Raw genomic sequence first — 25422 nt, 5'->3', positions numbered from 1 at the left:
TGAACACCTCATTTTAAGGAAAATGTACTACTAAATCTTGATCTTTATCAAACGTTAGAATACTTAAACATAAATTACGAATCGTTGCCCGTTTAATATTTATCAGCATCATTTCATATGTTTCTAAAGCCACTTTATGATATTCGAATATTGCATTACGTTGACCATTTTGTCGATTATTAACACTCGCTTTAAGTTGTTGAAGTTGATCAACTTGATTTATCCATTCTACATCTATAGCTTTCAATATTGCTTTTTGAAGAAATCGTAATTTAAAATAATCGTTATTTGCAATTTTCATATTCTCTTTTAATTGTTTGTTAAATTGTTGCACTAGATAATCAATGGTTTGTTCACGTGTTTGAATCTGTTGGCTAATAGTGTCATCTTTGAAACTAAAGCTCAACTGCTCATAAATATAATTGATGATGTCATCTTTATTATGAATATGCTTTGTTCTCAAATCATAGTCAAAGACATCACGCGCTAGTGAATCAAAGTCAAATGCACTGAAGTCTGACGTTTCAAGAATACGATTACGTTCTTCATACACACGATCACGTTGAATGCCGATACTTTTTTCGAATTCATTAGCCATTTCACGCGCCATCATTGAGGTTTCTTCAGATACACGCTGTGCTTTAGAGACAATCCCTCTTACTCTTCTTCTGAAAAAAGGACTATCTTGTAGTTTGTCTGGATCAACGTCTTTTATTTTTTCATTTTCAGCTAGTTTAGAGTTACTCCAACGTTTAACAATATAATCATCTAATGATACATAAATTTGTGAAACACCTGGGTCACCTTGACGACCTGAACGTCCACGCAATTGTCGGTCAACCCTGCTATTCTCCATATGTTCATTGATTATGACTGCAAGTCCTCCGAGCTCATAGACTCCAGAGCCAAGCTTAATGTCTGTACCACGACCAGCCATACTAGTTGAAACTGTAACAGCACCCAGTTGTCCTGCCTCAGCAATCATTTGTGCTTCTTTAGCAACATTCTGTGCAATTAATAAGTTATTAGGGATATTGTCTTTAAATAATTGGGTTGAAAAATATTCAGCCGCTTCTGCAGTTCTTGTTATTAAGAGTACTGGTTGTTTAGTGGCATGAATTTCTTTTACTTTCTCAAGTATCGCTTTATTCTTTTCATCTGATTTCGCATATACTCGATCTTCTTTATCATTACGAATAATCGGATGATTGGTTGGAATTTCAACTACTAACTTAGAATACAAATCAAAGAATTCCTTTTCTCCCAACTTACCGGTTCCGGTCATCCCTGAAAAACCATTAAATAATTCGAACAAATTTTGGAAGGTAATTGTCGCCATTACACTTAAATCTTGTGATAGTTCAACACCTTCTTTAGCTTCAATCGCTTGATGCAAACCAGATTGTAGTTTGGTACCCGGCAACATTCGCCCTGTAATTCGGTCTATAAGTACAACTTCGCCATTATAAATAAAATAATCTAAATTGTCTTTGAACAGATACTTCGCGCGTAATGATAAGTTAATGACACGTACCAAATCAAAATATTGTGGTAGGTAGATATTATTCACTTTAAAATAATGATTGGCTACATCAATACCTTTATCCGTAAGCCATACTTCTTTTTTATTCACATTTAATTTAAAGTGTTCATCTTCAACTAACGTTTCAACAAACATCTTAATAATATGGAATAAATTGGATTGCACACGTGGAGCACCAGAAATAACCAGTGGTGTTTGCGCAGCATCCAATATAATTGAATCAACTTCATCAATAATCGCAAAGTTCAATTCAGGTAAATATTTAGCATTAATATGGTCTGCTAAATTATCAAATAAATAATCAAATCCTAAGCGACCATTTGTTGTATAAATGATGTCATGGTTATATAGCATTTGTTTCTCATTATCGGCGTATTCATAATCTGGAATATCCACAAAGCCAAGTGACGCTGTTAATCCTAGCCATTCATATAAAGGTCGCATTTCTTGAAAATCACGATTTGCCAGATAATCATTCGTAGTAATTAGAAATGCGCTTTTTCCTGTAAGTGCGTTTAAATAAAGGGGCATTGTCGCTGTTAACGTCTTACCTTCCCCGGTTTGCATTTCTGCTATATTACCTTGATGCATCACGATGGCGCCCATCACTTGAACATCTTTCGGATACATACCTAGTACACGTTTCGATGCTTCACGAATCGTTGCATAAGCTTCCGGCAACAGTTTATCCAACGTCGTTTCACGTTTCTCTAAACGTTGTTTAAACTCAGCTGTTTTTGCTTGTAATGCTTCATCTGAATAGTCTCGCATTTGATCACTTAATCGGTTTACTGCCGTTAACTGCTTCTGTAATCTTTTCAAACGCATCGAATTAATCACATTACTAACTTGATTAGCCATTTTGATCACCTCGCGCATTAACACTTTCGCCAAATATGACTCTATTTAATACATCTAAATTAACTTTACTTTCAACGATAGATTGTGTTTCAGATTCATCTGTATCTAACTCTTGAATAATAATATTTTTGAAAAAAAGTTCCGACAAGCCAGCATTTATTAATTCAATTTTATAAGCATAAGCCTCTTCAGGAAATTCGAATTCTGCATCACTATTTTGAATGATTAAATTGGAATGCTCCGTGTCATTTTTACGATAAAATGTAATCTTAATATACACACTACCTAGAGGCTTGACATTGTAATTTAAAGCCACTTTATAATGCTGTTTCTTTTTCAAAATAGGAAGCGATGGTGCGTATTTATGTTCACTAAAAGTTGTTAACATACGCCAATCATGTATAACAGTCCCTGATGGCATCAATGGATTGTTAAAGTAAGTTCCATCATCCTCAATGCGTAATTTCGTACCATACATAAAGGTTGTAGTATTTATATGACGCCATGTTAATGTATAACTATTTAATGCTGACATCGCTATCTCTCCCGAATTGATCTTTTAATATAATGTTATAAAAGTTAACGAACCAACTTGTTATTGTAGGTGAATCATCATTGTGTCGACCCGGTACACCACGACTCATAACATGTGAACCTTGTTGACTCAATACTGGTGATAAATTTTGAAATGCCGTAGCATCATAATCATCATTGTACATATATGCAATTGCAAATATTGTATTTGTTAGATTACTGTTTTTTAATTTTTCCCAAAAACGTGAATCTAAATGTTGAACATCTGAAGTGGAAATACCACCTGTATTCGCCAACAACACATCATTTGCAGTGCCAAATTCATTTGGACGTAACAATTTCATATTATCTGCTATAGTCCCAATATTTAATAACGGTTTCCCTACTACAACCGCAGCTGGTTCTAATTGAGCTGCATAGTACAAGGCACCAAATGATCCCATAGATAACCCTGATAGTATAAGTTCATCATGCTTGAAACCTAAAAAGTCTAAGGCATTTTGAATCACATTGATAATCCCTTGTTCAAAAGTTTCGGATCCAAGATAAAATGAACCACCTTCAAGACGAGGGTCACCAATTAAGATAAACGGCGCATTCATCTTATTCATCATGAAATAGCCTTCAAATCCTTCAGCAGGACGATAACCACTAAAATACACATTGAGCGGAGGCTTCATATCACCTGGATTGAAATAATGTATAAACTCATCTCGTTTCTCATCAGTAAAACGCTGTCCACCCATAATAAATTGTCCCATTTCTAGTCGTGACCAACGTTTATGAATGGCACCAATACGTAATTTACCCTTTCCTTTTGCTTTAAGAGATACGCTGACATTCATTTGAGTCGTCCTTAATGGTAATTGAATAGGTTGATTTAAATCTTTATGCTCAAAACGTAATGTTGTATCTGGATATTCCGTTGATCCAAACGGAGATAATCTAAATGTGTACTCGATTTCGACATCTCCTTCAAGTGAATACTCCGGCCAAAGCTCGTTAACCTTATCTTCATCACTTACTAAACTTTGTGTCCACGTAACAATAGGTTTGAATGATGTACCGAAATCACCTTCTAACACGAGTGACTTGTTCCCCTCATATTTATACGTTCCTTGAAAATGTGGGTTAACAGTTGTCTTAATTGGTGATACTCTATCGCCATATTGCCCAGGAAATGTCACAGCTAACAATTGATGGTGTAGATCTTCCTCAGTTTGATAATTAAGTTTCTTTACAAATTTGTGTTGGATTAATGGTTCAGCATCATAATTCGGAGACCACATTTGTGCATCGATGACCGTATTGTGAGGTGTAGCGACGACTCGTAATAAATCCATTAATTCAGGTGAGTAAGCACTTTGTACAAATACTAAATCAAAGTTACCAAATGCTTTTATAATGCTTTTTACCGCTTCAATATAACCACTATCAAACGTAAATAATGCATCATCTAAATAATCCCATTCAACACCTTTTTTACTATCAAATAATGGTTCTAAATCTTTCCCACCTACTTGTAAGATTCTGAATTTACGTGCCATGAATTTCACCTTCAATCACACTATTTAATCTTTGGATTATCTTTTCTGAACTGAATTCATCACTTAATTTAATAGAATGCGCAAACGAATAATTCCAATTCTTCAGATTGTTTATAAAATAATTTAGCGCTACCCTTAATTGTTGGATATTATCGATAATTAAACCATTTAACTTATCATCTACATAATCTGTCTCTCGCCTATTGATTTGTGGAACGCCTGCACTAATACTTGAAATTTGTAAATATAAATCAGGCTCTTGGTTTAAATCTACAATCACTCTTAATTGCGACAATTCCTTCATTAAATCTTCTTCGAAAGGCACATAAATTAACTTAACCTTTTCTATTTCATCTTCTTCAAGTTCCGTTTGTAAAATATCTTGAACTTCTGGAGAGAATTCTTCTTCCTCAACATTTAACAATGCATTTAATTGATCTATTTCATCTCTTAACCATTGCTGTATATCGTTCTCATTTAATCGCGTTAACAGATGGATTATGGTTTGTTCATGTTGAGAGACGTATTGACTCAATTGATCGATAACCGTTTTTAAGTCTTCTTCACTAAGTGAATCTATCCAAACGCCAATATTCGTTTCATACAATTGACTACTTATATTAGGTAACATTTGTGCATCAAACGGCGTTACGCGCATAATTTTGAATGGCTGGTACTCAGGATTCTGAGTTATGAATTGATTTAATTTAGTCGCATTTGCTTGTGTATCAACTATACATTGATTCGCTTTTCCAATAGTTTCTAATAACGTCGCATCGATGTATGCATTTCTCTGGCTGAATAATGAGAAACACATATTCTCAGGTTTGAATGTATCTGTTAATACATAATTGTGTCTTTTATCTGCAGCTATAATCACTTTATCGTCATCCGCTAATGTTGAAGTATTGTATTGTTGAATTTTTTCAAAAATAAGTTCATCCATATTGCCATATGACTTCTTCTGAAAAAGGTCATAGAATTCTGGTTGGATAGTAATTTTTTCAGTCATAAAATCTTGAGTCATAATGATCTGACCTTTAACCGCTAAGTAATATCGTTTCATTGGTGATTGTCCATCATGATAAATTTCAATCGATGACACAAACCCTCTATCATCAAATATCAATTTACGGCTTAGTGTTTTGTGTTCATAATCCTCAATGCAAATTAAATAGCCTTCTTGACTAAAAATCATCTTAGAAAATTGATTATCACTTTTAATGGCCAAGACTTGAAATGGCGTATAAATAAATTCAGTGTCTTCTGGCCAAGATAATTCTCTATAATCAATTGCTACAGGTGTGCCATGCGTTGCACCTTGTATCTCATCAAAAAGAGACCAATAATTCATTTCATAAAGCTCATGACGATGTAAAAATAATCGCAACAGGGGATTATAATTCAAGATGATTGTATTGAATGGTTCATTGTTTTTATGATGCATCAACATTAAACTTACCATGTCATCAAATTCTGTCGTTTTTCTTTTTATATAAAAGGGCACAACAGCGCTATCCCACCAATTGTTCGAATCGTACCATGCAGGTATAAACTGTTTCATAACTATCTCCTACCAATATTTATTCAAGATTTGCTTGTAACGATCAAAGTATAAGTACGTGCGAATCGTCTCACCAATATTAATACTGATGTACACTAAGATAATCAGTTGCATTGAAAAGTAAATTTCTGTTGATAGATTGGGCACCAACAATGTTGAATATAATGGCACTGCCAGAATCAATGCTACCAATATGGCACCAGTCCAACATACTCTTCTAGCCTTACTATTTAAATACCGCTCTGTCTCACGACCCGGACGTATAGAATCAAAATAATTCCCATTCTTTAGAAATTCATCCGCCTTTTTCTTAGTATTAATCAAAAATCGTGACAGCAAGTAACTCAGTACGATTTGTAACACAATATAAAACATAATACCTATCGGATTAGCAAAACTTAAAAATTCGAAATTTGCGTTTGACCCGAGCAATGTAGCTATTAAATTAATCATATTATTTAACAGTACGTATACTGATAAACTAATCATAATTGAAATACTTCCAGCCGGATTTAATTTCCATGCTAAATATGTTGGTGTCTTATTCGTAGAGTTATTCATGATGTCTTTGTAATTGAGTCGATATTCCGATAACTCAATAAATAATAGAATGAGTAATGCTATGACTAATGTCACAATTACTAATATAAGTAATAAGACACTTACACTTAACTTAAAAAAGTGTTGGTTATTAAATAATGATTTGATTAAACTTGTTAATACAATTGGCATTGGACCACAAATACCGTATGTAATATTTTGATCTGCTAACCAAACCAATAACATTGTCCCCGCAACAAGAATTAGCATGAGTAAAATGATGTTTGAATCTTTAATAAAGTTATTATGAATATACGTACTGATTACAAAATAACTTTGAAATATTGCAAACACTATTGTTATAATTCTTTCCTTATAATGCTTTTCAGAACGTGTTTGTTTCGTTGCTTGATCCAAATTACGATAATTTAATAACATAATGATAACTAGTGATGTTAACCAAGGTCCAAGACCTAATGAGAATACATTTAATGTATGAAGATCCCCACCTACATTTGAAACTGCTAATTTGAAAAATGTATCTTTGTTATCATAAATACCTTCCGAACCCACTATTGAAATATTACTTCCAAAAATGTAAACAATTAAAATGAAACAGGTAAATAAAATCCTCTTGTATAAAATCTTATATTCATGTTTCTTAATCATAATTTCACCTAAAATTTTAAAAATAAAGTTTTTTACATTATATCAAAGAGGCTAAAGATATTAATTAGTTTGGTTTATACATACATTATTCCAACCAATAATTATACTTTAGCCTCTTTTTTTAAGGATAGACAACCAATTTATAGAAAAGTGATTATTTTATAAATCTATCTCCCACATGAAGTAGTTTATTGTTCTGATCCTTTATTCTTTTTATCTTTTTTATTTTTACGAGATTTACCAAATAATCCTAATCCCGCTAACATTGCTGCAACAGCTGATACAAGTCCTGTTGAATTAGAGTCACTATCTCCAGTATCAGGCAATTCATCTTTAGCATCATGATGAAGTGAATTGCTATGCATTTGTGAATCATTATTACTTTGAGATTCAGAAGTAGTCATTGACGTACTGTTTGAAGTTGATGCTGAGTGACTTAGTGACGTGCTCAAGCTTGTTGAATCTGTTCCACTCATACTTTCTGAAGTTGATATTGAATCAAATTGTGAGTGAGAAGTACTCATAGAATTTGATTCACTTACAGAATGTGATGTGCTGAATGAATGTGAAGCATTACTATCTGATGTGCTTGTGCTACTTGAATCACTAATACTTGTTGATGCTGATGCACTATCTGACGTCGTATTAGAATCAGAATTACTGATTGAATGTGATTTGCTGTCTGAGCTTGAAGTATTATTTGAATCTGTTCCACTCATTGAATGTGAAGCACTTCTACTTTCTGACGTACTTGCTGACGTAGATGTACTATCTGATGTGCTTGCGCTTGTTGAACTTGATTCGCTCATTGATATTGATGTACTGATTGATGTCGATACGCTTGCACTTGTTGAATCACTCACACTTGTTGACGTTGATTCACTTGATGATGTGCTTGCACTTGTTGAATCACTCACACTTGTTGACGTTGATCCACTTAATGATGTGCTTGTGCTTGTTGAGTCACTCACACTTGTTGACGTTGACGCACTCAATGATGTGCTTGTACTTGTTGAATCACTCACGCTTGTTGATGTTGATCCACTTAATGACGTGCTTGCACTTGTTGAGTCACTCACACTTGTTGATGTTGATCCACTTAATGATGTGCTCATACTTGTTGAGTCACTCACACTTGTTGATGTTGACGCACTCAATGATGTGCTTGTACTTGTTGAATCACTCACGCTTGTTGATGTAGATGCACTTAATGATGTGCTTGCACTTGTTGAGTCACTCACACTTGTTGATGTTGACGCACTCAATGATGTGCTTGTACTTGTTGAATCACTCACGCTTGTTGATGTAGATGCACTTAATGATGTGCTTGCACTTGTTGAGTCACTCACACTTGTTGATGTTGACGCACTCAATGATGTGCTTGCACTTGTTGAGTCACTCACACTTGTTGATGTTGATGCACTCAATGATGTGTTTGTACTTGTTGAATCACTCACGCTTGTTGATGTTGATGCACTTAATGATGTGCTTGCACTTGTTGAGTCACTCACACTTGTTGATGTTGACGCACTCAATGATGTGCTTGCACTTGTTGAGTCACTCACACTTGTTGATGTTGATGCACTCAATGATGTGCTTGCACTTGTTGAGTCACTCACACTTGTTGATGTTGACGCACTCAATGATGTGCTTGCACTTGTTGAATCACTCACGCTTGTTGACGTTGATGCACTATCTGATGTACTTGTGCTTGTTGAGTCACTCACACTTGTTGATGTTGATCCACTTAATGATGTGCTTGCACTTGTTGAATCACTCACACTTGTTGATGTTGATCCACTTAATGACGTACTTGTACTTGTTGAGTCACTCTCACTTGTTGATGTTGACGCACTCAATGATGTGCTTACACTTGTTGAATCACTCACGCTTGTTGATGTTGATCCACTTAATGACGTGCTTGCACTTGTTGAGTCACTCACACTTGTTGATGTTGATCCACTTAATGATGTGCTCATACTTGTTGAATCACTCATGCTTGTTGACGTTGATACACTATCTGATGTACTTGTGCTTGTTGAGTCACTCACACTTGTTGATGTTGATGCACTCAATGATGTGCTTGCACTTGCTGAGTCTGAAAGACTCGTACTTTCTGATCCACTTAATGACGTACTTGTGCTTGTTGAGTCACTCACACTTGTTGACGTTGATCCACTTAATGACGTGCTTGCGCTTGTTGAATCACTCACGCTTGTTGACGCTGAATCACTTAATGATGTGCTTGCACTTGCTGAGTCTGAAAGACTCGTACTTGTTGATTCACTTAATGACGTACTTGTGCTTGTTGAGTCACTCACACTTGTTGACGTTGATCCACTTAATGATGTGCTTGCACTTGCTGAGTTTGAAAGACTCGTACTTGTTGATTCACTTAATGACGTACTTGTGCTTGTTGAGTCACTCACACTTGTTGATGTTGATGCACTAACTGATGTGCTTGCACTTAATGAGTCTGAAAGACTCGCACTTGCTGATCCACTTAATGACGTACTTGCACTTGTTGAGTCACTCACACTTGTTGATGTTCACGCACTCAATGATGTGCTTGTACTTGTTGAATCACTCACGCTTGTTGATGTAGATGCACTTAATGATGTGCTTGCACTTGTTGAGTCACTCACACTTGTTGATGTTGATGCACTCAATGATGTGCTTGCACTTGTTGAGTCACTCACACTTGTTGATGTTGACGCACTCAATGATGTGCTTGCACTTGTTGAGTCACTCACACTTGTTGATGTTGACGCACTCAATGATGTGCTTGCACTTGTTGAGTCACTCACACTTGTTGATGTTGACGCACTCAATGATGTGCTTGCACTTGTTGAATCACTCACGCTTGTTGACGTTGATGCACTATCTGATGTACTTGTGCTTGTTGAGTCACTCACACTTGTTGATGTTGATCCACTTAATGATGTGCTTCCACTTATTGAATCACTCACACTTGTTGATGTTGATCCACTTAATGACGTACTTGTACTTGTTGAGTCACTCTCACTTGTTGATGTTGACGCACTTAATGATGTGCTTGTACTTGTTGAATCACTCACGCTTGTTGATGTTGATCCACTTAATGACGTGCTTGCACTTGTTGAGTCACTCACACTTGTTGATGTTGATCCACTTAATGACGTGCTTGCGCTTGTTGAATCACTCACGCTTGTTGACGCTGAATCACTTAATGATGTGCTTGCACTTGCTGAGTCTGAAAGACTCGTACTTGTTGATTCACTTAATGACGTACTTGTGCTTGTTGAGTCACTCACACTTGTTGACGTTGATCCACTTAATGACGTGCTTGCACTTGTTGAATCACTCACGCTTGTTGACGCTGAATCACTTAATGATGTGCTTGCACTTGCTGAGTCACTCACACTTGTTGACGTTGACTCACTTAATGATGTGCTTGTACTTGTTGAATCACTCACGCTTGTTGATGTTGATCCACTTAATGACGTGCTTGCACTTGTTGAGTCACTCACACTTGTTGATGTTGATCCACTAACTGATGTGCTTGCACTTAATGAGTCTGAAAGACTCGTACTTTCTGATCCACTTAATGATGTGCTCATACTTGTTGAGTCACTCACACTTGTTGATGTTGATGCACTCAATGATGTGCTTGCACTTGTTGAGTCACTCACACTTGTTGATGTTGACGCACTCAATGATGTGCTTGCACTTGTTGAATCACTCACGCTTGTTGACGTTGATGCACTATCTGATGTACTTGTGCTTGTTGAGTCACTCACACTTATTGATGTTGATCCACTTAATGATGTGCTTCCACTTATTGAATCACTCACACTTGTTGATGTTGATCCACTTAATGACGTACTTGTACTTGTTGAGTCACTCTCACTTGTTGATGTTGACGCACTCAATGATGTGCTTACACTTGTTGAATCACTCACGCTTGTTGATGTTGATCCACTTAATGACGTGCTTGCACTTGTTGAGTCACTCACACTTGTTGATGTTGATCCACTTAATGATGTGCTTGCACTTAATGAGTCTGAAAGACTCGTACTTTCTGATCCACTTAATGATGTGCTCATACTTGTTGAATCACTCTCACTTGTTGACGTTGATCCACTTAATGATGTGCTTGCGCTTGTTGAGTCACTCACACTTGTTGATGTTGATGCACTCAATGATGTGCTTGCGCTTGTTGAGTCACTCACACTTGTTGATGTTGATGCACTCAATGATGTGCTTGCACTTGCTGAGTCTGAAAGACTCGTACTTGTTGATTCACTTAATGACGTACTTGTGCTTGTTGAGTCACTCACACTTGTTGACGTTGATCCACTTAATGACGTGCTTGCGCTTGTTGAATCACTCACGCTTGTTGACGCTGAATCACTTAATGATGTGCTTGCACTTGCTGAGTCTGAAAGACTCGTACTTGTTGATTCACTTAATGACGTACTTGTGCTTGTTGAGTCACTCTCACTTGTTGATGTTGACGCACTCAATGATGTGCTTGCACTTAATGAGTCTGAAAGACTCGTACTTGTTGATTCACTTAGTGATGTGCTTGCACTTGTTGAATCACTCACGCTTGTTGATGTAGATGCACTAACTGATGTGCTTGCACTTGCTGAGTCTGAAAGACTCGCACTTTCTGATCCACTTAATGACGTGCTTGCACTTGTTGAATCACTCACGCTTGTTGACGCTGAATCACTTAATGACGTGCTTGCACTTAATGAGTCTGAGAGACTCGTACTTGTTGATTCACTTAATGACGTGCTTGCGCTTGTTGAGTCACTCACACTTGTTGATGTTGACGCACTCAATGATGTGCTTGCACTTGTTGAATCACTCACACTTGTTGACGCTGAATCACTTAATGATGTGCTTGCACTTGTTGAGTCACTCACGCTTGTTGACGTTGATCCACTTAATGATGTGCTTGCACTTGTTGAATCACTCACGCTCGTTGACGTACTTGTTGATGTGCTTTGGCTGTTCGCTGTGCTTGTTGACGTACTTGTTGATGTGCTTTGACTGTTCGCTGTGCTTGTTGACGTACTTGTTGATGCGCTTTGGCTGTTCGCTGTGCTTGTTGACGTACTTGTTGATGCGCTTTGACTGTTTGCTGTGCTTGTTGACGTACTTGTTGATGTGCTTTGGCTGTTCGCAGTACTCGTTGACGTACTTGTTGATGTGCTTTGGCTGTTCGCTGTGCTTGTTGACGTACTTGTTGATGCGCTTTGACTGTTCGCTGTGCTTGTTGACGTACTTGTTGATGTGCTTTGACTGTTCGCTGTGCTTGTTGACGTACTTGTTGATGCGCTTTGGCTGTTCGCTGTGCTTGTTGACGTACTTGTTGATGCGCTTTGACTGTTCGCTGTGCTTGTTGACGTACTTGTTGATGCGCTTTGACTGTTCGCTGTGCTTGTTGACGTACTTGTTGATGCGCTTTGACTGTTCGCTGTGCTTGTTGACGTACTTGTTGATGTGCTTTGACTGTTCGCTGTGCTTGTTGACGTACTTGTTGATGCGCTTTGGCTGTTCGCTGTGCTTGTTGACGTACTTGTTGATGCGCTTTGACTGTTTGCTGTGCTTGTTGACGTACTTGTTGATGCGCTTTGACTGTTCGCTGTGCTTGTTGACGTACTCGTTGATGCGCTTTGACTGTTCGCTGTGCTTGTTGACGTACTTGTTGATGCACTTTGACTGTTCGCTGTGCTTGTTGACGCGCTTTGTGAGTTAGCTGTACTTGTTGGATCAGTTACAGTAACTTTTTTACCATTAAAAAAGTCAGTACCACCTGTGTCAGATGTAGAGTACGGATCAAATGTAAACGATGTATCGCCCCCAGAATTAATAGGAACTGTCCATGTCGTTGTTAAACCATAGCCTTGTTTAACCTGATATCCAGTCAGTTGATAACCATTTGCCCAAGTATATCCATTACCTTGTTTAACCATAGGTGTTGAATTTTCTTTTGGATTACTAACCTTTGTACCTGTTGAGTCTGTAATATAGTTCGTGGCAGATGAAGGAGTTCCATATCCGTTACCTAATGTAAACATCGTTTGATAAGATGTACCTGTATTGTATATTGCATAACTATTGTTTAACGCTGTTGGCTTTTCAACCGTTGTAGTTGCTGGATTATCATATGTAACTGTATAAGTAAATGTCATAGACGTTCCATTATTAACAGTTGTTAATTTATAGTAAATTGGTATGTTATAATTTGTGTCAGTCCCTGAACCTGTATAAGTATTTGTAGTTGACGTTGCTGCGAATGTTGTTGTTGCCAATCTACTAAATGTTCTAAGTTTTAGTGGTGCTGTACTTGTAGATGTACTTGTTGAATCGCTCACTAATAATGTAGAACCTAAATCTGTATTTATCTGACTTTCTGAAGTACTCGTTAACTGTGACGTCGTTGAATTAGTAGAAACTGTTGAACCACTATTACTGTCTGATGTAGAATTTGATGCCGTTATACTATTTGATTCTGTTGAATTTTTTCTTATTTGATTATCTTTTGTACTTGTTGACGTAATACTATTATCATTGGTTGAAGTACTACCTTTTTGACTATCAGTAGATGTCGTGTTGGCTTGACTATTAGTATCTTTCTCTGAAGTGGTGCTATTATTACTTGTTGAATTATCAGTAGTTGATGAACTTGAAGCTTTAGTATCAGAATTTGACATCGAGCTATCTTGCTTTTCAGAATTTGATGTAGATTTATCTGACGTTGAATCTGTACTTGTTTGACTATCTGTTGTAGATGATGAAGTACTTTTTTCTGTTGAATTTGTACTAGATGTAGCATCTTGGGAGGTACTTGTTTGACTTGAAATATACTCAGTTGTTGAGGTTTCAGACTTTGTAACTGTGGTTGAGTTTTGATTTGCAACTGTTTCACTATTAGATGCAATTTCTGAAGTCATTGGTGTTTCAGAAGCTGCGTATGCGTGATGATCATTCAACATTGCAAATGTAAAGGCGCCTCCTGCTAAACCTGTCGCCTTCATCGCTTGGTTTTTAAAATTTTTATCTTTATTAGTATCTAAATTATTAATTTGTTCAACATCTTTATTTAAAAAGGGTAGACCTAACACTTTAAGTAATTGAACTTCTCTAATCCCAGCTTTAACCCATTGTTTACCAGATTTATAAAGTTTGACCCTAGCTTTTTCTTGACCAAAGGACCGTTTAAAATTTCTCTCTTTTCTCGACATAATACTCTCCTTTATTCTCACACTTACTTCCCAATTGACTAATTGACCACAATTAATTTGAATTTACACCATTATAGTCCCTTTTACATGTAAATTGCAACAGAATTAGAACATCTATATATATAGTTTTTCTAGATTTGATTGTACAAAGCTTAAAAATATACATAGTGCTATTCAATATAGCTTTTGATGTTTCTCTTTCAATATGTATTTAAAGGCTTATCTTATAAGGTAATATGACAAATTAATCAATCATAATTAATATAACGAGAGTATTGTTTACGTTTTAAATTCAGTACATTGCATGTAAATACATTCCATTAAACTATATAACAATTTTGTAACTGTCCCAATTTTATCCATCGTATTAAAAAAAGAATAAATTGAATAATTATTGTTGAATATAGAATATTTAAGTTATAAATGAACTAGTTTCTTCCTATTAAAATATAGTTTTCTTATACTTTTTAAAATTGAAAAATAAAAATTAATCAAAAAACATTAGAAAGAAAGTCTTATTTAATTTCTGAAGTGAATATCCAAAGGGGGAAATATCTATTTAAAATGGGAGAATAAAAAATGTTAGAACACTCAAGTAATAAATTAAACATAAAATAGATACAAGGTTGAAACGTATTCGTCTCAACCTTATCCTTACACTTCTTTAACCATGTTATACCACTTTATACCAGCATGTTGTGAGGTTGACTCTCCCTCATTGTTGTAGCCATAACGTTCATACAATGACACTAAAGCTTCTCGACATGTAAGTGTCACACCGCATCTTACTTGTTGCTTCGCCAGTTTCTCAAATTGCTCTAACAGTTTGCCCGCAATCCCTTGTCTTTGATAATCTTTGTTAACGACTAAACCTAATACACTAAGATAGCCACCACTGTTGGGGTTGGATTGAATCTCTTCAAATAAGTCGTCGGTTATATATCGTTGATTAATTACAGGTCCATTAATATATCCGATTATGCGTCCTTCCTTTTCAGCGATAATGAATGTATCAGGTATTTTATTGATTCTCTGTTTCAAAGCTTCTGGTGTTGCTGCTTCATCTGGCGTAAAGCCTTCATTTTCAAGTTTAATAAGTGAGAACAAGTCTTCTTCTGTTACTCTGCGTAATAGCATCAAAACACCCTTATTAGTTTCAAAAAAGTTGATTATATAATAGCATACGTTTGCCTTAAATAAGTGTATGACAAAACTGTCATTCAGTTGATAGAAGATATTAAGGTTTAAATTAAATTATTATGCTAAGTTATAAATATACATATCTATGATATTTTTAATTATTAAATAATCATCTTTATGTATGAAGAATGCTTTTTACTAAGGAGTGAATAAATTGATTAAAAGACGTTTTAAATATGCTTTTGGAACAACTTTGGTAACATCATCACTATTACTTATGTCACACGGCCATGCTTTTGCAGTAACAAATAACATTGACCAAGCGTTCAACCATGATAACAATGGTCAACCAATTACATCCCAAGATAGTAACAACAATGTAGATCCTGGATTTAACCATGATGTTGATGACAATAACGATACTGATCCTGGTTTCAACCATGATGTAATTCACAATAATGACCCTGCTAAACACCAAGCTGAAGATAATGACATGGGATTCAATGGTTATGCTGAGCAAAATGGTCTAGTTAAACAAACATCTAAGTCTAATTCTCAACAAGACCCTGCTAAACACCAAGCTGAAAATAATGACATGGGATTCAATGGCTATGCTGAGCAAAATGGTCTAGTTAAACAAACATCTAAGTCTAATTCTCAACAAGACCCTGCTAAACACCAAGCTGAAGATAATGACATGGGATTCAATGGTTATGTCGAGCAAAACGGTCTAGTTAAACAAACATCTAAGTCTAACTCTCAACAAGACCCTACTAAACACCAAGCTGAAGATAATGACATGGGATTCAATGGCTATGCTGAGCAAAACGGTCTAGTTAAACAAACATCTAAGTCTAACTCTCAACAAGACCTTACTAAACACCAAGCTGAAGATAATGACATGGGATTCAATGGCTATGCTGAGCAAAACGGTCTAGTTAAACAACAAGATCAATCACCAAAATCACAAATGAATTCGACACTTAGTAAACAAGCAACTCGTTCTCAAGAAACGAGTCAAACTTCATTACATCACGAATTACCTATGACAGGTGAACGCGCCTCAACGACAACGTTTGTTTACAGTTTTATAGCTTTCATATTAGGCGTAGGTGTCATTAGCCTCAGACGTAAATTTTCGAAATAAGCAATAACTATATTTTTCTAATTATCTGTTACTTTTATTACTAGAGCATTTCTTTTATGCATATGAAAATGAAGAGGCTATCATTAAAGGTGTATTAACCTATAAGCGATAGCCTCTTTTTTATAACTTCTAAACTAATAATAATTTAATGCCTCTAATAATATTTTTAATGAACAAATAAACGCCTACTACCACCAATACAACTGCAATTGTCCATGAGCCAAATACAATCCAGCTTTCTGTATTAGTTGATGCATTGCCCATAACACTAGCAGATAGCATCAATGCTAATGGCGCTAATGTAAAGCAAACCCAAGTAAGTATATGGTTAAATAATGCTTTACGAGCATGAATTGATACAGGTTTGTCAGCGATAATCCACATTACAATAGGTAATAGTACCGGTGCAAAAAACACACTTAAATAACTTATAGATGATGCAATATTTTCATTTCTACTACCATAGAATTCATCGTTTCTATATTTATTACTACTTACATTTTCCATATTTACTCACCTCACTTATATATAAACATATAAAATAGGATATTTTTAGAGAGAAAGCCCAAAATTACAACTCTGTAAGTTTCTGATAGTTTATAACTTTGTAGAAATATGAAGCATAACTATGGCAAATTAATGAATGAATGGTTAAAATTTATATCTTAATGCAATAACGTTTCAAAGCAGTTAGAACACAATGTTGTAATTCGTCGACAAGGTTATAATGCTGACAAACGTGATGCCTATGCTGCGATGTCAAAAAGGTTCGTCATCCCTACAATGAAGTCAAAATCATTTTTGAAAATACATTATAAAACATAAAAAAACCACGGTAATAGGACGCCACTCATATCAAATGCATTGTCCTATCTCCATGGTATATTTTAAACATTTAGAGCATCGAGCCGGTTAAATATACTTTAAAATTTAATCGTCTCTCTCATCTATACAATTCGCTTACGTATTGCTCCTGAAATTAAATCAACAATTGCAACCATAATAACTAATCCGATTAATATGATACCTACTCTGTCCCAAGAACGTGTTTGAAGTGCAAAAATTAATGGTGTACCAATACCTCCAGCACCGATAAGTCCTAAAATCGAGGCAGAACGTAAATTCAATTCAAAGCGATATAACACAAGCGATAAAAATGATGGTAATATCTGTGGTATAACTGCAAAGATCAAAGTTTTCGTCTTGTTAGCACCACTTGCTTTCAATGCTTCGACTGACGTGAAATCTAACCTTTCAATATCTTCAACGAATAATTTTCCTAGCATCCCTACTGAATGTATACCTAAAGCTAGTACACCTGAAAATGACCCCGGACCAACCGCTTTAATGAAAATTAGAGCCATAACAATCTCTGGAAATACACGTATCACACTTAATATAAATTTAGTGATACCGGTTACTGGACGAATTTTGATTAAATTCTGTGCACCTAGAAAGGCAAATGGAATACAGATAATAGCTGCAATAAACGTACCAATCACCGCAATCGCAAACGTTTCAAGTAATCCACGTAATAAATCTTCACCAGCAGGAATATATACATAACCCCAATCCGGATGAAAAAGTCCGTGAAAAATAGATTTTAAAATTTCAATGGATTTGGATTTTAATTCTAATGCGGGCATTCCTACAAAACCCCATGCAATAATAGCCAAAACAACAATTGCAATAATCCAATTTTTAATTATTTTTTGCTTATGCTTTTTTGATTTAATAGGAAACTTTTGTTCTAAATTATCTTTATTTTGTGTCATGCGAGTTGTTCCCTCACTTTCGAGCTTACATAGTCAATTATGACAACAATAACTAATGTAAATAGAATAATCATCGCAGTTTTAGGATATTGGAATAAGCCTAAAGTAGAATCATAGAACAATCCAATACCGCCAGCGCCTACAAGACCAAGTACCGCTGAAGCACGAATGTTAATTTCAAAAGCGAACAACACATATGAGAAGAAAGTTGATAATATTTGTGGCACAACGCCGAAGATAATCCATTTCGTTTTATTTGCCCCAACTGCCGTCATGGCTTCCATTGGTCCTGGATCTATGGTTTCAAGTGCTTCATATAATAACTTTGCAATAACACAAATAGTTAAGATAAATAGTGCTAATACACCTGGAATTTGACCAATACCAAAGACAGCTACAAATATAGCTGCTAGTAATAAATCTGGTATCGTACGCACAATATTTAAAATAAAACGAGCGGGAATTGAAATCCATTTCGTTTTAACAATATTACTTGCACAGATTAAAGCAATTGGGATAGATACAATCGCGCCTAGAAATGTCCCAACAATAGCCATGCGAATGGTATCTAACATAGGTTTCAATATTGTATGTATATATGCCCAGTCTGGCGGTACCATTTGTCCAAAGAATGAACCAATTTGAGGTAAACCTACCATTAAATCGGCAAAACTAAAGCCAGTATATAAGAAACTCCATATTATTAAAGCTAATACTAGAAAAATAGTAAAACTCGTTTTAAGCGAAAACTTTTTATTCAAATATTCATCATATTTACTCGTTGTAGGTGTCGTCATATTATTCAACCCCTAGCTTCTCATCATCTTTAAGTTTACGACCGTAAATATCATTAAACACTTCTTCAGTTGCTTCACTTGCAGGACCATCGAATACAAGTTCACCAGCACGAAGCCCTATAATACGCGTACCGTATTCAAGTGCTAAATCTACAAAATGCAAGTTAATAAGAATCGTAATACCTAATTCTTCATTTATCTTCTTTAAATCATCCATCACTTGTTTTGTTGTTAGAGGATCCAAAGATGCTACAGGTTCATCAGCTAAAATAATTGCTGGTTCTTGTGCTAATGCACGAGCAATTGAAATACGTTGTTGTTGACCACCAGACAATTCATCAGAACGTTGGTCGTATTTATCCAGAATATTCACTCGCTCTAAAGCATCCATGGCTTTTACTTTATCTTCTTTTGGAAAAAGACCTAACACCATCTTCCAAGTTGGATGATAGCCTACTCGTCCACTTAACACATTGCGTAATACAGATGATCGTTTTACAAGATTAAAATGTTGGAAGATCATCCCAATATTACGGCGCATCATTAGTAGATCATTACCTTTAGCTTTCGTAATCGATTTACCTTCAATAAGAATATCACCAGATGTTATATCATGAAGTCGATTAACTGATCTTAATAGCGTTGATTTCCCTGCACCTGACAAGCCTACGATAACTGCGAAATCTCCCTTTTCAATATTCAAATTGATGTCTTTTAGTCCTACATGCCCATTTGGATAAACTTTATTGACATCTTTAAATTCAATTTGACTCATTTAAATAGCACCCTTTATTTTTGCAAAGAAAGACGTGAGACAGAATTGTTAACGAATTCGTTTTCTTACCCCCGCAAGGAACACAAGAACTGAGAAAGCTAGATTTAAGAGCTATCTCAGTTCAGTCAGCTACTGCGAATTTGTTGAGTAGCCTCAAAAATATTATTTTCGACCTTGCTCCTCTTTGCTTTTATTAATCTACAATGTTCATTAGTCTAAGTTTAGATATATTGTGATAATATTAAAACTTCAATTTCGTTTAATGATGTTCTAATATTATTTCATATCTTGAACTTGTTTTTCATATTTTCTTACAATATCAAAGTCTGAATCTTTGGCATCTGTGTATCCTTCATGAGAGTATACTTCACTGATGATTTTATGACCTTCTTTTGTTTTTGCAATATCTTTAAATGCTTTTTTAAGTTTATCTTGGAATGCTTTATCCATATCTGGACGAACTGAAATTGTGTCATTTGGAATAGGTTCTGTTAATTTAATAATCTTAGTATCTTTAAATACATTTGGTTGGTCCTTTTTAACGATTGTACGTGCGTCTTGGAATACTGCTGCCGCATCAACATCACCGTTAAGTAATGAAATGACTGCTTGGTCGTGTCCTTTAACATTAACAATCTTCATATCTTTCGTTGCATCAATTCCCGCTTCTTCTTTAAGTGTTGAGATAGGGAATGTGTATCCTGCTGTAGACGTTACATCTTGTAATGCAATCTTTTTCCCTTTTAAGTCTTTTAAGCTATTGATGCCAGAATCTTTTTTAACTAATATTTCTGATTTATAGTCATCTACTAATTTTTTTGAATTAGAACCATCTTCATTAACGCCATAACGTTGTGCTTTTAACAATAAGTCTGCTGCTTTTTGATCATGTGCTAATGTATAAGCTGTTGGTGGTAAGAAACCTACATCCACTTTTTTAGATTTCATCGCTTCAACGATTGTATTATAGTTTGTTGATACAGAAACTTTTACTGGGATGTCTAATTTTTTAGATAATAATTTTTCAAGTGGCTTCGCTTTTGCTTCAAGTGTGTCAGCATTTTGAGATGGCACGAATTGCACTGTTAATTCTTTAGGTTTGTAACCATCTTTACCAGAATCAGAACCGCTGTCAGAACTTTTGTTGTTGCTATCTAACGAGCTATTATTTCCACATGCTGCCGCAAAAATAATAACTGTTAAAGCTAGCACTAAAAGATACTTCATTTGCTTCATAACTGTATTGCCCCCGTTCGATATGTATAAAATCGTGTAATTTGTCAATTTATATGACAATATAAGATTATCACAATATTAATTCAAATAATATTTAATTAATGTGAAATTTATATAAAATCTATTTATATCATTAAGATATTGTAAATAATTCCTAAAAATTCTTTTTAAATCTATTCTGTGTAGCTTTTATACTATAATTTTGCTATATAAAGATATAATTATTTTGAAAACGAATAATGATTGATTAACATGCATACCTTATAATTATAAATATTAATCACTGTCATTAATGAAAGGATGGTACTTATGACTCAACTTAGCTTTTATATCGTTAGTGATGTTCACGGCTACATATTCCCAACTGATTTTTCAAAGACGAATCAACAGTTACCTATGGGTTTATTATATGCTAATCAACTTATCGAACAATCAAGCAAAAACGACGATATTTATTTCAAAATCGACAACGGCGATTTCCTACAAGGGGCACCTTTATGCAACTATTTAGTATCAGAGTTACGCTCTAGCAAACCGTTAACAACGATATATAACCGCTTAAATTTTGATTTGGGAACGATTGGTAATCATGAATTTAACTATGGCTTACCATACCTTATAGACACACTACAAAACCTTAACCATCCAGTGCTTTGTGCTAATATTTTAGATTCGAAACAACAACCTTTTACAGGTGAAGGCGTACATTATTTTGAAAAAGAAGGACTAACAATAGGCGTCATCGGTTTGACTACACAAAATATCCCTAACTGGGAACAACCACATCATATCGAAGGCTTAATTTTCAAGAGTGCGATTGAAACACTTACCCAACTATTACCTAATGTCCGTGAAAAAGCTGACATCGTCGTCGTTTCATATCACGGCGGATTCGAACGTGATATCGATACAGAGGAACCAACTGAAGATTTAACTGGTGAGAATGAAGCTTCCGAAATTCTACGTTGCTTCCACGAAAGCATCGATGTCTTGATTACAGGTCACCAACATCGAGATATCGCGACAGTTAAATATGAAACTGCCGTCATACAACCTGGTACACGTGCAACACAAATAGGTAAGGTAACGCTAACGATTGGCGACAATAATCAGATTATTGATACGCAAAGCGAATTGTTACCTGTAGTGGGAGACTCAGAATACAGTCTATTACCGGAAGATTCTAAGCTATTAACACATCTAGAAGACTGGCTAGATACTGAAATCACGACCTTACCTGAACCGATGTTAGTAGAAGATCAATTTGAGGCACGAATGAAACCTCATCCACTTATTAATTTAATAAATGTTATGTTATTGGAGAAAAGTGGTGCTGATATTGCAAGTACGGCACTCTTCGACTCAGCAGCAGGATTTAATAAACGTATTACTATGCGTGATATTATTAATAATTATCCTTTTCCCAATACATTCCAAGTTTTAAAACTTACTGGTGCAGGCATTAAAGACGCTTTAGAAAAATCAGCAAGCTACTTCACGCTTAACGATAAAAATGAAATAACAATCAACGATGCATTTTTATATCCGAAACCACAGCATTTTAACTATGACATGTATGGCGGTATCACTTATACCATTCATGTAAGAGAACCTATTGGTCAACGCGTAACTGATATTAAGGTTGGCAATGAACCACTTATCAGTGATAAAACTTATACCATTTGTGTCAACAACTATCGTGCTGTAGGCGGTGGTAATTATGACATGTTCGCTGAAGCACCTGTAGTTAAAGATATACAAGAAGAAGGTGCACAACTTTTAATTGATTTCATTACCAATAACGATATATCTAACATACCTCAAGTTCTTAACTTCAAAGTCGAACTATAATTTTCCTCTTACATCATTTAAATAGTGTACAATATAAATGTAAATATTCTCACTAGAAAAGGAGTTCATTATTATGAGTGAATTTTTAGCTGCCATTGTCGGAGGTATCTTTGCGCTAATTGGGACATTTTGGGGGATTAAATATCAAATCACTAAAGAGAAAGAAGAAAAACGTGAAGATTATAAAAATGATATTTTGAGTATGATAGATTTAACTGCTTATAAAGCATCTAAAATAAGTAAAATTCATTTAAGTGAAACCAATGCTCTAATAAACAAGCCGCAAACGTTAGAAAAATGCGATGATGTGGAGGGACTTTTTGTAAAATTAGACGATCAAATTCAAGAATTATTGGGTACTATGAGTCACCATGAAGAAGAATCTAATAAACCTATTCGTGATTTACTAAATTGCTATGAATCACTGGAGAATTATATCTCAAAATTTTCTATAGCTGCAAGAATCTATAATGATAAATACGAAACAAACTCTGACGATAAGCGCGTTATCATCGTGAGAACCAAAGAGAAATTAGATCGTAACATAGATACGTTTATAAATGATTTACGTCAATTTTCTAAACATCACTTCAATCACGATATGTACGAACCAACTTTAAAATTCGAATCTGAATAACTATAATAGAACACCTCTAATATCAGTACGATGACACACTGACACTAGAGGTGTTTCTTCAACTCAACTTTCATTTTTCAAATTGGAAATGTTTCTTTTCATAAAAATAATTAACTGCATTAATTAAAATACCTAGAATAATAATCCCCCCTGATACAAAGGTAATCATTAAATAAGGTAAACCGATTGATAATAAAATTGAACCAATAATGGCACCTAAGAAATTTGCCACATTAAAAATAGACGCCGCTAATGTACTCGCAAGTAATGGTGCTTCTTTGGCACTTAATATAATCTTACTATTTAATAATGGTGTCGTACCAAATGTTCCAAATCCAAATAAGAAACATATAATAATTGCTAAAATCGCATTATGCACAAAAGTGACAAATAGTACGATAGTTAAAAATAATAATAAAAACGTATAGAATAGATATTTAGTTAGTTTAGGTTCTGGCACATTTCCTGTAATTAAGTTACCTAACACACCACCTAAACCAAACATAAATAGACAAATAGTTAACCCTACTATTTTAAAAGGTGCGAAGTCATGTATCATTGGCTCCATAAACGTGTATGTTGTGAATACGCCAGAATAACCAAAGACGATAATAGACATCACGATTAAAATGTGTGGGTTTTTAAATACTTTTAATTCATTTTTTACATTAGATTCTGTACTTAGAGATACATCTGGTACAAACTTCAACATACCTAGCATTGTAATAATCGCTAAACCAATCATAACGCCAAATACAGCTCTCCAATTCGCAAAGCCACCTAAGAATGATCCGAATGGCACACCAATCATAACCGCAATTGTTAATCCTGCTTGGACTAATGCGATGGCTTGCGGTTGTTTACCACGAGGTGCAACGGCTGCAGCCACACTCATACACACGCCAAAGAATGGTGCGTGCATTGAAGCTGACAACAATCTTGATAACAGCAATACTTGAAAATTGGGTGCCAACATCCCTACCACATTACTACCTATAAATATGGCAACCAAAATGGGTAATAAGCGTTTGGCACGTACATTCATTGTAAATATACGCATGAATGGTCCAATTAATGCAACACTCACAGCATACACACTAATTAATAAACCTGCACTTGAAATAGACACTTTCATATCACTTGCGATTTGAGTTAATAATCCTGTAACAACATATTCTGCCATACCGACTGTAAATGTACCTAACATGAATATGAAAAACATCATTCTGTTACCTTTCATCATTGCTACCTCCTTTTTTGTTGCTCTCAAAAATAATACGAGTGCTATATTACAAAAAATTAGATACCATGTGAAGAGATTTGTTCAGATTTTTTATTTTCTTAAGTCAGTGTTCGCAAGTTTTCATATATTTTCATTGTATTAAAATTAAGACAATTTCAAGTATGAAGTATTTCGAAAACCATTCCATATATGCAACATTTTCAATCAAAATGTCACTATGTTAATCTAACTAGCATAGGAGTGATACGATGTCTGAATCTAAAAAAGATAAATCCAAACAACCACTTTGGGAACTCATAATTAATATTATCCTAGAACTATTTAG

17 protein-coding genes and 2 pseudogenes are annotated in these 25422 nt (G+C 35.1%); 5 read left to right on the top strand and 14 right to left on the bottom strand.

Annotated elements, in window-relative coordinates:
- Positions 1 to 13 precede the first annotated feature (13 nt).
- The 6 genes and pseudogenes from secA2 to EQ029_RS12900 all read right to left on the bottom strand — a co-directional run.
- Positions 14 to 2404, bottom strand: coding sequence for an accessory Sec system translocase SecA2 (gene secA2, locus EQ029_RS01265; RefSeq protein WP_057504877.1), 2391 nt, complete (start codon positions 2402 to 2404; stop codon positions 14 to 16).
- The gene (gene asp3 / locus EQ029_RS01260; RefSeq protein ID WP_037558374.1) at positions 2397 to 2939 is read right to left on the bottom strand and encodes an accessory Sec system protein Asp3; all 543 of its coding nucleotides are present in this window, start codon (positions 2937 to 2939) and stop codon (positions 2397 to 2399) included. Before asp3 ends, secA2 begins: the two co-directional genes overlap by 8 nt.
- Positions 2923 to 4485, bottom strand: a complete 1563-nt coding sequence (gene asp2 / locus EQ029_RS01255) for an accessory Sec system protein Asp2 (protein ID WP_049426428.1) — start codon at positions 4483 to 4485, stop codon at positions 2923 to 2925. Before asp2 ends, asp3 begins: the two co-directional genes overlap by 17 nt.
- Complete coding sequence (gene asp1, locus EQ029_RS01250; protein WP_011274656.1) at positions 4475 to 6049, bottom strand: accessory Sec system protein Asp1; 1575 nt, start codon at positions 6047 to 6049, stop codon at positions 4475 to 4477. The genes asp2 and asp1 overlap by 11 nt, the downstream gene beginning before the upstream one ends.
- Positions 6050 to 6058: 9 nt before the next feature.
- Positions 6059 to 7258 carry an accessory Sec system protein translocase subunit SecY2 gene (secY2, locus tag EQ029_RS01245; RefSeq protein WP_037558375.1) on the bottom strand — a complete coding sequence of 400 codons (1200 nt, stop codon included), beginning with the start codon at positions 7256 to 7258 and terminating at the stop codon, positions 6059 to 6061.
- Positions 7259 to 7446: 188 nt separating this feature from the next.
- Positions 7447 to 12600 (bottom strand): annotated as a pseudogene (locus EQ029_RS12900) (LPXTG cell wall anchor domain-containing protein); the annotation flags it as partial.
- A gap of 379 nt (positions 12601 to 12979) precedes the next feature.
- Here EQ029_RS12900 and EQ029_RS12845 point away from each other — a divergent pair.
- Positions 12980 to 13153 (top strand): hypothetical protein, encoded by a 174-nt coding sequence (locus EQ029_RS12845; protein WP_201420457.1) that lies wholly within the window; start codon positions 12980 to 12982, stop codon positions 13151 to 13153.
- A 741-nt stretch (positions 13154 to 13894) separates the two neighbouring features.
- A complete protein-coding gene (locus EQ029_RS12840) occupies positions 13895 to 14029 on the top strand; it encodes a hypothetical protein (protein ID WP_256122440.1) in 135 nt (44 codons plus the stop codon).
- A 344-nt stretch (positions 14030 to 14373) separates the two neighbouring features.
- On the opposite strand, the pseudogene EQ029_RS12835 reads toward EQ029_RS12840, so the two are convergent.
- Positions 14374 to 14496, bottom strand: a pseudogene (locus tag EQ029_RS12835) (KxYKxGKxW signal peptide domain-containing protein); the annotation flags it as partial.
- Between the two features lie 654 nt (positions 14497 to 15150).
- A complete protein-coding gene (locus EQ029_RS01235) occupies positions 15151 to 15633 on the bottom strand; it encodes a GNAT family N-acetyltransferase (RefSeq protein ID WP_037558221.1) in 483 nt (160 codons plus the stop codon).
- Positions 15634 to 15850: 217 nt separating this feature from the next.
- Between EQ029_RS01235 and EQ029_RS01230 the strand changes: the two genes are divergently transcribed.
- Positions 15851 to 16783 (top strand): LPXTG cell wall anchor domain-containing protein, encoded by a 933-nt coding sequence (locus tag EQ029_RS01230; RefSeq protein ID WP_057504702.1) that lies wholly within the window; start codon positions 15851 to 15853, stop codon positions 16781 to 16783.
- A 129-nt stretch (positions 16784 to 16912) separates the two neighbouring features.
- Here the strand turns inward: EQ029_RS01230 and EQ029_RS01225 are convergent, their stop codons facing one another.
- The 5 genes from EQ029_RS01225 to EQ029_RS01205 form a co-directional block, all read right to left on the bottom strand.
- Positions 16913 to 17290, bottom strand: coding sequence for a hypothetical protein (locus EQ029_RS01225; protein WP_037537579.1), 378 nt, complete (start codon positions 17288 to 17290; stop codon positions 16913 to 16915).
- Positions 17291 to 17730: 440 nt separating this feature from the next.
- Positions 17731 to 18558, bottom strand: coding sequence for a phosphonate ABC transporter, permease protein PhnE (gene phnE / locus EQ029_RS01220; protein WP_016930613.1), 828 nt, complete (start codon positions 18556 to 18558; stop codon positions 17731 to 17733).
- A complete protein-coding gene (phnE, locus tag EQ029_RS01215; RefSeq protein ID WP_053030647.1) occupies positions 18555 to 19355 on the bottom strand; it encodes a phosphonate ABC transporter, permease protein PhnE in 801 nt (266 codons plus the stop codon). The genes phnE (EQ029_RS01220) and phnE (EQ029_RS01215) overlap by 4 nt, the downstream gene beginning before the upstream one ends.
- 1 nt (position 19356) lies before the next feature.
- A complete protein-coding gene (phnC, locus tag EQ029_RS01210; protein WP_011274648.1) occupies positions 19357 to 20130 on the bottom strand; it encodes a phosphonate ABC transporter ATP-binding protein in 774 nt (257 codons plus the stop codon).
- Positions 20131 to 20406: 276 nt separating this feature from the next.
- Positions 20407 to 21366, bottom strand: coding sequence for a phosphate/phosphite/phosphonate ABC transporter substrate-binding protein (locus tag EQ029_RS01205; protein WP_011274647.1), 960 nt, complete (start codon positions 21364 to 21366; stop codon positions 20407 to 20409).
- 309 nt (positions 21367 to 21675) lie between these two features.
- On the opposite strand from EQ029_RS01205, the gene EQ029_RS01200 reads away from it, so the two are divergent.
- Both EQ029_RS01200 and EQ029_RS01195 read left to right on the top strand, forming a co-directional pair.
- Positions 21676 to 23217 (top strand): bifunctional metallophosphatase/5'-nucleotidase, encoded by a 1542-nt coding sequence (locus EQ029_RS01200; RefSeq protein ID WP_057504701.1) that lies wholly within the window; start codon positions 21676 to 21678, stop codon positions 23215 to 23217.
- 73 nt (positions 23218 to 23290) lie between these two features.
- Complete coding sequence (locus tag EQ029_RS01195) at positions 23291 to 23854, top strand: hypothetical protein (RefSeq protein WP_011274645.1); 564 nt, start codon at positions 23291 to 23293, stop codon at positions 23852 to 23854.
- 70 nt (positions 23855 to 23924) lie between these two features.
- Here EQ029_RS01195 and EQ029_RS01190 read toward each other — a convergent pair whose 3' ends face one another.
- Positions 23925 to 25094, bottom strand: a complete 1170-nt coding sequence (locus tag EQ029_RS01190; protein ID WP_011274644.1) for an MFS transporter — start codon at positions 25092 to 25094, stop codon at positions 23925 to 23927.
- Positions 25095 to 25422: the final 328 nt, after the last annotated feature.

It is taken from the genome of Staphylococcus haemolyticus, from assembly GCF_006094395.1.
Lineage (GTDB): Bacteria > Bacillota > Bacilli > Staphylococcales > Staphylococcaceae > Staphylococcus > Staphylococcus haemolyticus.
This window is presented reverse-complemented; position numbering and strand designations above follow the sequence as displayed.